General features: G+C 42.6%; 6 protein-coding genes and 1 pseudogene. 3 read left to right on the top strand and 4 right to left on the bottom strand.

From position 1 onward, the window contains the following. Positions 1 to 789: 789 nt before the first annotated feature. The 4 genes and pseudogenes from AAAT87_RS14180 to AAAT87_RS14165 form a co-directional block, all read right to left on the bottom strand. Positions 790 to 1020 carry a type II toxin-antitoxin system HicB family antitoxin gene (locus AAAT87_RS14180; RefSeq protein ID WP_296973478.1) on the bottom strand — a complete coding sequence of 77 codons (231 nt, stop codon included), beginning with the start codon at positions 1018 to 1020 and terminating at the stop codon, positions 790 to 792. Positions 1021 to 1127: 107 nt separating this feature from the next. Further along, positions 1128 to 1421, bottom strand: coding sequence for a hypothetical protein (locus tag AAAT87_RS14175; protein ID WP_349226771.1), 294 nt, complete (start codon positions 1419 to 1421; stop codon positions 1128 to 1130). A 77-nt stretch (positions 1422 to 1498) separates the two neighbouring features. Further along, positions 1499 to 2855 (bottom strand): annotated as a pseudogene (locus AAAT87_RS14170) (ATP-binding protein). Between the two features lie 671 nt (positions 2856 to 3526). Then, complete coding sequence (locus AAAT87_RS14165; RefSeq protein WP_349226770.1) at positions 3527 to 4678, bottom strand: MFS transporter; 1152 nt, start codon at positions 4676 to 4678, stop codon at positions 3527 to 3529. A 202-nt stretch (positions 4679 to 4880) separates the two neighbouring features. Between AAAT87_RS14165 and AAAT87_RS14160 the strand changes: the two genes are divergently transcribed. The 3 genes from AAAT87_RS14160 (at position 4881) to AAAT87_RS14150 (ending at position 10436) form a co-directional block, all read left to right on the top strand. After that, the gene (locus tag AAAT87_RS14160) at positions 4881 to 7013 is read left to right on the top strand and encodes a cation:proton antiporter (protein ID WP_349226769.1); all 2133 of its coding nucleotides are present in this window, start codon (positions 4881 to 4883) and stop codon (positions 7011 to 7013) included. Between the two features lie 268 nt (positions 7014 to 7281). After that, a complete protein-coding gene (locus AAAT87_RS14155) occupies positions 7282 to 8016 on the top strand; it encodes a UpxY family transcription antiterminator (RefSeq protein WP_349226768.1) in 735 nt (244 codons plus the stop codon). Positions 8017 to 8054: 38 nt separating this feature from the next. Next, positions 8055 to 10436, top strand: coding sequence for a leucine-rich repeat protein (locus tag AAAT87_RS14150; RefSeq protein ID WP_349226767.1), 2382 nt, complete (start codon positions 8055 to 8057; stop codon positions 10434 to 10436). Positions 10437 to 10484: the final 48 nt, after the last annotated feature.

Here is a 10484-nt window from a genome sequence, read left to right as displayed (position 1 = left end):
AGAAAGCCTTCCTTTGGAGGAGCAGCATAAACGGAATAACGTTGAAGCAGCCATGTTCCAATACAGTTTTCATACACATAATGGCAAGACCCGATACAGGGGCTTGCTCAAACATCGTATGCATGCATATAGCAGATGTATGTGGATGAACCTCCGAAGGATGGTAATATTCCAGATTTCAACATTTCAAAGATCGATATTTGCCCTTTTCGGGCCTATCAGAGAAGCTTTCGGCTCTTTCAAAGCGATTTCTCGACAGATATTCACCAGCGGAGCCGATTGCTATGTTTCACTCAGAATGACCACACTGGTCAGACTGGATTCAAAATATGTCCCTTTTTAAAGTGAACTCAGTTATATATTAAAGGGTTATACTTCATATTCCTCGTTCCACGATTTTTTCTTTTCCATCGCTTCCCGATTACGAGCGCAAAAGTAAGAAGATTATTTCTATCAGCCAAATATCTAAACCTACCTTGTATGAAATGCCATTCTGTATGTACCAAATGACAAAGAGGAGGCGTCATAAGTCTAAATTACAGTTGGCGCATAACAGTTGACCTACGCATGCACATCACCTGTTGTGCAAGCGCATATCAGCTGATATGCAAGCGCACAACAGCTGTTGTGCGACCGGAGATACTAACTAACTCAAAAACATATACTATCTTTTCTAACAACTTATATTATGTTTTCCAACAACATATCAGTAACATTCCAACAAACAAAAAAGGGTGAATCATTTACTTATGACACACCCTCTTTGCTAAATCAGACACACAACTGATCTTATCTTATAATATTATACTCAAACTCATAATCCCCATTCTTCAGCCATTCGGGAACATCTTCCCCATTTTCCATAAGGCCTCCAACATGAAACTCCAGACTTTCCTTTGCTTCTTTTTGCAAAGCTTCAAAGGTTGGTGCTGTAAAAACCACCGCTCCTGGTACATTACTACCAAGAGAACCGCCATAATTTCTGTCGCACCACGCAACGTCAACAATAATCTTTTCCATCATGTACTACTTTAGATTTTCCAAATCTCCCCCACAATACATCATAGCTAGACCCGTTCCGTACCAACTCCGTATGATGGCTTGGATTGAAAAACAGGTTTAAAATACTATGTCCAGAACTCTTCTTCGCCAGAAGGCAGCATCCTGCCCCCGCATTTGGGGCATGTATGCATATCCCACTTGTAAATCCTGTCAGAACCGCATCTTAGACAGAGTCTTCCCACTAGAGAATTGAAGCTAGGTGCAGCATCACCTATCACTCCACCCACCACAAGAGGTACTATGTTCCTGCAGTCTGCACAAGACATGGCTTCAATATGCTGCCCCATGAAACCACGTCCCTCATATATTACGGTCTCGTACCCACATTCCTGGCATCTGAAAATCTTCTTTTTTGACATAATCCATCTCCTTCTTTATCTATTTTTATATTTTCAGAGTGCAATATTACACAAAGGCAGTATTCGTTTGCGATAACCTATTCCACCTTCCACCCATCACTGGTTCCCGTCTTCGATGAGAAGTTGCAGCCTATCTGATAAATCTTTCTGCCATCTGCAGCATATTCCCTGGCGTAGCCCATATCCTCTATCTGCTTCAGGGCTTCCTCTGCCGAACCATCACGCTTGAATTCGAAGATGTAGATATAGTTCGACGTCTCTACCACACAATCTACCCTACCTTCGCTTTGCTGCTTTAACCAGCGTCAAGAATCCGCTTCGCACCTCATCATTCGGAAAATCCAGGAGATAGGAATCGGTATCCATATTCCAATCTTTAATGGTGAGAAAACCGCTCTGATAAATCATTGGCAACGGTGCTTCCACAACTGCCTTGTAGTCGATAAAACTACTCGTAGGATAAAACCTGTTGACCATCTCATTGATGTTCTCATCAAAATGAGACAATAGGCGAACAAGATAGGTTGGCGAACCGGTGCGGAACCAATAATCTGCCAGAATCTTCTTGCTCAAAGCATTCAAAATACTGAAAGGATTATAGATATCAAGCATATTAGGACTGAAGTGATAACCATCAAACTTCCTCTTCAGTTTGTATTTCATTCCTTCCTCTGTGGTCTTATATCTCACAGCCATCGCTTTGATTTGCTCATCAAAGGTAGAATACAATTCCTCTTCCGTAATACCACAAAGTGCCTCGTAATGCTCGTCCATACTGATGTCGTTAGGCTGATTGAAACCACTGAACACGCTTACCTGCGAGAACTTGGTGACCCCCGTGAGCAAGACAAACTGTAGATTAGCATCGGCAGCCTTGAAGACACTATAGAAACCTTTCAAGACCTCACGATTCCAATCTTCCAACAACCGTCCTTCACCCTTTATTGATGTTTTGATTTGTGTATCAAGCACATCCAATATTGGCTTATCATACTCATCAATTAAAACCACGGCACGAAGTCCTGTTTTCTCATGAGCAGCTTTCAATACATATTCAAAACGACCTCCTAAGGAATCCCGGAAAGGACTTTTACCATATATCATCTCTTGCGATGCAACAAAGTTTTCTAATATGACCTCAAGTTCTCCAGGATTAGTAAAGTTATTACCATTGAAGTCGAGATGAAACACAGGATATTGCTTCCATTCCTTCTCCAACTTGTCGATGGAAAGTCCCTTGAACAGTTCCTTCTTACCCGCGAAATAGCATTTCAAGGTAGATACGAGCAACGACTTTCCAAATCGTCGAGGACGACTCAGAAAGTATATTTTACCATTAGTCACTAAGTCATAGACCAATGCCGTCTTATCGAGATAAACATAATCATCTTCTATGATTTGTTCGAAACTCTGTATGCCGATAGGATATTTCATATTGCTGCCATTTTAAAATCTTTCGGCAAAGTTACAAAAAATAATGATACAAGCAAAGGAATAGCCCGAAAAAAATAGCGAGACCGAAAAAGTTCAGCTGAGAAAAAACGAAAAGGCAGCTGGTGGCATCCTTCTAATGCCAACAACTGCCTTTCCTTTATTTATCTATGCAACTACTGTTTTAATTCTCTCAAATTGAAAGAAGAACGGCTGTTAAGCGAAGTTCTTCATATTAGTTCTTGCGCCATACTCAGCGCATCCGGCAACGATCATTGCCAAAATCATACCTAATACCATCATAACTTTTATCCTTTCTCTATATTTATCTGTTATCCTAATCTTTACCTTATTTCGAATCAACTTCCTGGAAGCATCCAGAGATGCCTCTCAAGGTTTGATTACTTGCCGAGGCTAATCTTCTTGTTGACATTTACAACCTCTGCAAAAAGGGCAGCTACAACTGCCAGTGTCATTACTAATACCATCATAATCGTTATCCTTTCTTTACTTTAATTATTCGTTATTCTATCTTTTCGAGTGCAAAGGTAATGCCTTTTTGTGTACGCACACAATGTTTTTGGGGAAAAACTTCAAAAAAGGGCCGTTTTCTTGATTTTCATCAAATTCTGTCATAGGAAACAGGGCAAAATGACATGTCAATCCTGTTTTTCTCAATCTTTAGAACACTCGTATTTACGATGAAACACCAGGAGACAGAAGGCTCCAGCCAATGCCATCGGCACACCGATGAGCGCAGGGTAATTATATCCCAATCCCATCGCCACGGGGATTCCGCCCAAGAAGGCACCCAGGGCATTGCCCAGATTGAAGGCTGCCTGAATGCAGCAACCGCCTAGCATCTCGCCACCCTCGCTGTGCTTCACAATGAGAAACTGCTCAGGCGAACCTATACCGAAAAGACAGGCACAACTGACAAACATCATCGCTGCCGATACCCAACCGATTTGCGACAGAAAGAAGGTAGCCAGCAAGGCTGCGGCAGCCAGAAACTGTAGATAGCAGGTAAAGCGGCCCGGCATGAACCTGTCTGCCAGCAAGGCACTCACCTGGTTTCCTACCACCATTCCCAAGCCGGCAAGAATCATCAATACCGAAATTGATGCCGCATGGAATCCACCATCTATCTGCAAAAGCGGAGAGATATAACTGAACCAGCAGAGAATACCGCCGTTGCCCAGGAAAGTAGCAGCGATGATAAGCCAGGGAGCCAGATGGCGCATAAACCGGAACTGCGCCTTCATACCCTTGTTAGGCAGAGCCTCTACATCAGGAACCCACTTGTAAATCATATAGAGCGTGATGACGCCCAACGCTACCGACATGAGAAAAGGCACTCGCCAGGAGATGGTATGACTCAGGAAGGTGCCCAGCGGAACACCAAGCAGATTGGCAAACGGCATACCGGCACACATCATCGCCACCGCCTTGGTACCCTTTCCCTCCTTTGCCATCTTCACCGCCACGATGGTAGCCGTACCGAAATAGGCACCATGAGGAAGTCCCTGGATGAAGCGGGCACAAAGCAGAAGCCCGTAACTAGGGGCTATCGTAGCGATGATGGCTCCCAGAATCACCAGCGAAGTAAGAAACAAGAGTATATTCTTGGGGCGATACTTATGCATCAATATCAGCGAGAAAGCACCGACGCATACACCCAGTGCATAGATAGAGATGAGATGACCAGCCTGAGGGATGGACACATTCATGTTGTGCGCCACATCGGTGAGAATTCCCTCAATAATAAATTCTGCGATGCCCAGGGTAAATGTACCCAAGGCGAGTGCAAACAATCCTTTTTTCATACGTTAATTATCCTTATCTTTTTATCCTAAGTTTGTTTTCAGGGTGCAAAATTACAAAAATCTCTACACATATAAAATGATAAGGGGGCAAAAACTTTGCCCTTTCAAGATTTATTAGTAATTTTGCACTCAAAAATAAAAAGAAGAGGGATGAAGCGGATGCAGAATCCCTCTTTCATCATCAACAATAAGTAGAATGCCTATGCTGAATATTGCAGAATATTTTCCAATTACCGACCCTACGCTGATCTTCTTCGTAGTGCTCCTCATCATCCTCTTTGCCCCTATCATCATGGGTAAACTCAGAATCCCCCATATCATCGGAATGGTGCTGGCGGGTATCCTCGTGGGCAAATACGGACTGAACATTCTGGAACGAGATGCATCTTTCGAGCTGTTCGGCAAGGTGGGACTCTACTACATTATGTTCCTAGCCGCCCTGGAAATGGACATGGAGGGTATGAAGAAAAACAAATCGCGGCTCATCATCTATGGTCTGCTCACCTGCTTCGTTCCCTTCTTCCTCACCTTCGGCATGAGCATCTGGTTGCTGCACTATTCCACCAGGGCATCGTTTCTGCTGAGCTGCATCATGGCTTCCAATACCCTGATAGCCTACCCTATCGTTTCCAGATATGGTCTGCAGCAGAAACCAAGTGTAACCCTGAGTGTGGGTTCCAGCATGCTTTCGCTGCTGATAGCCCTCATCATGCTGGCGGGTCTCGTCGCCTCGTTCTCCAGTCACGATGGTCTGCTCTTCTGGGTACTCTTCACTGCTAAGTTTGCCGCATACTGCGGAGTGATGATATTCCTGATACCGCGACTCACAAGATGGTTTCTGCGCCGGTACAGCGATTCGGTGATGCAGTTTATCTTCGTGATGGCGATGCTCTTCATGAGTGCGGCTCTCTCGCAGATGGTGGGCATCGAGGGCGTGTTCGGCGCCTTCTTCGCTGGTCTGTTATTAAATAGGTATATCCCGCACGTGTCTCCGCTGATGAACCGACTGGAGTTTACGGGCAATGCGCTCTTCATCCCTTACTTTTTGATAGGTGTGGGCATGCTCATCAACGTGGGACTGCTTTTCCAGGGCAGTCATATCCTCTGGGTCATCTTCTGCATCGTGTTCTTCGGAACCTTGGGAAAAGCCATCGCAGCCTATGCCGCCTGCTTCGGATTCCGGTTGCCGCTTTCATCGGGTCACATGATGTTCGGTTTGACTTCTGCCCATGCCGCCGGCAGTATCGCCATGGTGATGGTGGGTATGAACCTCCTGGTGGGTCCGAACACCTATCTGGTCAACGATGACATGCTGAATGGTGTGGTAATGATGATTCTCTGCACCTGCGTCATCTCTTCGATGCTCACCGACTGGAGTTCCAGAAAGATTATCCTCCGCGATAAGGAGCTTCCAGATGCCGAGGATACCAAGAAGGCAAGCGATGAGAAGATTCTCATACCGGTGAAGTATCCGGAATATGCCGATAATCTGATGAGTCTCGCCTTCCTGGTGAGAAACCAGAAACTGAACAGAGGACTGGTCTGCCTGAACGTAGTGTATGATGACAAGGATATGCGATACAAGCAGGAACAGGGCCGACAGCTGCTGGATCATTGCAGTCAGCTTGCCGCAGCCACCGACGTGATGACGCAGACGCAGGTTCGCATTGCTGCCAACATCGCCAACGGCATCAAGCATGCCTTCAACGAGTTCCAGTGTTCCGAAATCATCATCGGCATGCACATGCATCCGGAGGTTTCGCCTAAGTTCTGGGGAGAGTTTCATCAGAGTCTCTTCAATGGTCTGAGCCGTCAGATCATCATGGCACGCATCAAGCAGCCACTCAATACCATTCGCCGAATACAGGTGGCAGTACCATCGAGGGCAGAATTTGAACCGGGTTTCTACCGCTGGGTAGAGCGACTGGCGCGCCTGTCAGGCAATCTGGATTGCCGCATCCAGATCCACGGCAGGGAGGAGACCCTGGCACTCATCAATGAGTACATCACCAACCGACATCAGGAAGTAAGAGCCGAATACACCCTGATGCAGCATTGGAACGAGATGCCTCAGCTTGCCTCCCACATGAGCAAGAACCATCTCTTTGTGGTGGTGACAGCCCGCAAGGGAACCGTTTCCCACAAGTCGGCATTAGAGCGATTGCCGGAAGAGCTAACCCGCTTCTTCTCGGGCACGAACCTGATGATTATCTTCCCTGACCAGCACGGAGATTCATCGGGCAACGTACTGACATTTGCCGAGCCTCAGCACCAGGAGGAAATCAGTGCCTACGTGGCATTCAACCAATGGTTTAAAAAGAAATTCAGAAAATAAAGGATACTAAAAAAAGGTCGCCAAAATGCTGGCGACCTTTTTTAGTATATAAACAATCAAAACGATTCTTATGATTTATTTCTTCTTACAATCGTCTCTCAGGGAAAACTCGCCAAGCATTGTCAAATGTTAAAAAGCGCCCTCAGCACAAAGTTTTCCACTACAAAAGTCTTAAATCTCAATCTTTTTTCTTACCTTTGTGTTCAATATTTGGCAATTCTTATAGAGAAAAGTCAGTCGGTTTTTAATCTAACCTCTGAATATAACATTGGAAGATAAAATCAAACAGCCTTTAACGGCTAACGCTTCATTGTATAATGGGCAACCTACCGACACAGGTTCATCGTGTCCAAGTGCAAGACTTACCTCTTGTACGCCCTCCATCTCAAAGAACAAAGGTGGGGTGTCGGTAGAGAATGTGCCATCCGGAAACAAGCAATGGTTTGTATTAAGAGTTTCTTATGGGCGTATTATCAAGGCAAAAGCATTCGTTGAGGCTAAAGGATTGGAATGTTATGTTCCTTTGCGATATAAAGAGATAAGAAAGAAAGGAAAGAAGCGAATCATAACGGAATCTCTTATTTCATCTTTTATGTTTGTTCATGCAACAGCAGAGCAAGTTGAAATCTTGATTCACGACAATAAGGTTGTGACAAATGAAAGTAGAGCTTTGCTCAGCTACTACTTTGATCACACCATACATCGCCAAGACTATCTCAACAAAAATCCTCCGCTCACAATCCAAGATGAAGCTATGAATAACTTTGTCCGCCTTACATCCATCAAGAATCCTCACATCATTCATGTCACCTCTAATAACATCCAGTTCAAACTGGGCGACCATGTGATAGTGACAGAAGGAGAGTTCAAAGGAATCCGTGGTCGTGTTGCCCGCATGGCAGGCCAGCAGCGTGTGGTTGTAGAATTGTTTGATGGCTGTTTGGTGGCTACGGCTTATGTGCCGAAGGAGATGATGAACACTTTCAAATATTGCAAAATATAACACTATACGTAAAGTCTAACCCAAATACATACTATAATATGGAAAAGATTTTTAGAATGTCAGAAGATAATAAGGAGCTTCTAAAATGCCCAACACAAGCGATAGGATTAATCGAAATTCCCGAAGGAATTGAAACTATAAAATGTAATGCTTTTGAAAATTGCTGCGACATAGAAAGCGTTGTGATACCATCTAGCGTAAAAAAGATAGAAGAGAATGCTTTTAAGGGTTGTATTAATCTTAAAACAATCTCCATACCCGATTCCGTCAATATCATTCCCGCAGGATGCTTTAACGGTTGCATTGAATTGACCAAAGTTGAATTACCATCAACCATTACAAAAATTTCAAATGACGCATTCAGTAATTGCTGCAATTTGATTGATATTCTCATCTCTGACGTAGTAACAGAAATAGGCTCATCTGCATTTCATAACTGTTCGAATTTATGCAAAATACAAATTCCTGATTCTGTAATAGAAATAGGACCGTCAGCTTTTGAGGGATGTAGAAGCCTAGAATCTATAAATTTATCTCAAAAAATCAAATACATAAATTGTAATACATTTCGAGGATGTGAACTTTTGAATAAAATTTGGATACCAAAGAATGTAGCAATTATTGGATCCGAAGCATTTGGCGGGTGTGAAAATATGAGTATTGTCGCGATTCAATCCAATCATATTAAAATCGACCCAACTGCCTTTCTTCAGTGTTCCAATATATCTAGGTTATATTTGGCAAACAACAATCCCAACGTTGTGATTTCCTCGTTCGGAGATAGCGTAGCTATTAAAATCATTTCGCCAATATCAGACTATGACAGAATAAAGTCATCTGCCTCAACTTCTGCTGAAGATTTATACAAGACCCATGCTACAAACCTAAAATACATGGCACTTTTCTACAAATATATGGGGATGAATATTACCCAAATGAAATGGTCTGAAAGTTTGAAAAACGCCAAATCTTTCAAGGAGCCCATCAATACTAGTTGGGAAGCATATAAAACTATCGAGCAATCAATAGAAGAACTGTTCTCCATAAACTGGGATTATTCAGCAGGTTTAGGCCTTGTCTTGGGCTACAATAATTTCAGAGCCTTAGATTTTGATATTAACGGGGATTTTGCCATAAAATTAGAGTATAATGATGGCACAGTTGATGACTTTATTGATGATGTCCTTAGATTGTTAAATCTACCGTTGGATTATCAATGGGTCGTCAGAAGTGGCAATGGATATGGTTTTCACATCATTTTTAGATGCGAAAATATTCCTTCCACATCCGAATTGGATTCCATTTCATTTGCCCCTTCTGATAGATATAGTGATCCTCAATTGTTTTCACGTATAGAACTTCGCTGGTGCGACCACCTCGTATTACCACCCTCAATCCATGCTTCAGGCAATCAATACTATTTTAGAAATAAAAAACTTCCTACAATAAACCCCGTAGAACTAACACTTGACTGTATAGAACCCATGTTGTATAAATACTGCGGTGACAGAATCTACCAGCAGGCTCAATATAAGGGGCGACAATTAACGCTAACGCAAGTAGAGAAAATCACTAGCAGGCATGACAGTTACTTATCACCTCATGAACATTGTCTAGATTCTATTGAATATCTCTCGGATATTATAACGCCAGAAGGACAAAACTCATTAGCTATACACTATCTCTTAGGGGATGGTATAGCTCCTTGTATAGAAAAGGGCATTGATCTGCTTAACAAATCAAACACTCAATCGGCAATGTTCAACTTATTAAGTCTTTATTCTGTGGGAGCTATACCATGCACATATTACCAGTACAAAAATCTACTTGATCAGTTAGATAGAAATAGTTTTAACGAAGATAGCATATCTTTAATCGAAGAGAATGCTAGCAATTTTATAAATAAAACAGATTTGTTCTTCTTTTTCGATACAGAGACAACTGGCCTCCCAGCAGACTATAATGCCCCTATAAGCAAAACGGACAATTGGCCTCATATTATACAAATAGCTTGGGTTGTTATGGACGAATCTAACAAGGTCGTCACAAAAAATGATTTTGTTATTAAACCTGATGGATTTGATATACCCAGTAGTTCAGTTGATATCCATGGAATAACCTTTGATTATGCAATGAAAAATGGCGTTGGCATAGCTGAAGTCATAGAGAAATTCCTAAAAGACCTGAGTCTTTGTAAATATGTTGTTGGGCACAACATCAAATTTGACCAAAATATCTTATCAGCACAGCTTTATAGAATGAATATGAATATTGATTGGAATAAATTCAATAGCATTTGTACTATGAAATCATCTGTTAATTTTTGCAAAATAACAGGTATGTATGGCTATAAATATCCCAAGCTGAATGAGTTATATTATAAATTATTCCACCTCAAATCCGCAACCTATAGGGTTTAGTGGGATTTTGCTTGCAAAGCGACAAAATTCATTTTATTGTACATATTT

Source organism: Segatella sinensis (assembly GCF_040095255.1).
GTDB lineage: Bacteria > Bacteroidota > Bacteroidia > Bacteroidales > Bacteroidaceae > Prevotella > Prevotella sinensis.
The sequence above is the reverse complement of the archived record's forward strand: the minus strand, read 5'-3'. Positions and strand labels throughout refer to the sequence as shown.

What these genes read in the sequence shown, in the direction of transcription:
- AAAT87_RS14180 (WP_296973478.1), bottom strand. Translation starts at nt 1,020, where the DNA reads ATGGAAAAGATTATTGTTGACGTTGCGTGGTGCGACAGAAATTATGGC.
- AAAT87_RS14175 (WP_349226771.1), bottom strand. Translation starts at nt 1,421, where the DNA reads ATGTCAAAAAAGAAGATTTTCAGATGCCAGGAATGTGGGTACGAGACC.
- AAAT87_RS14165 (WP_349226770.1), bottom strand. Translation starts at nt 4,678, where the DNA reads ATGAAAAAAGGATTGTTTGCACTCGCCTTGGGTACATTTACCCTGGGC.
- AAAT87_RS14160 (WP_349226769.1), top strand. Translation starts at nt 4,881, where the DNA reads ATGCTGAATATTGCAGAATATTTTCCAATTACCGACCCTACGCTGATC.
- AAAT87_RS14150 (WP_349226767.1), top strand. Translation starts at nt 8,055, where the DNA reads ATGGAAAAGATTTTTAGAATGTCAGAAGATAATAAGGAGCTTCTAAAA.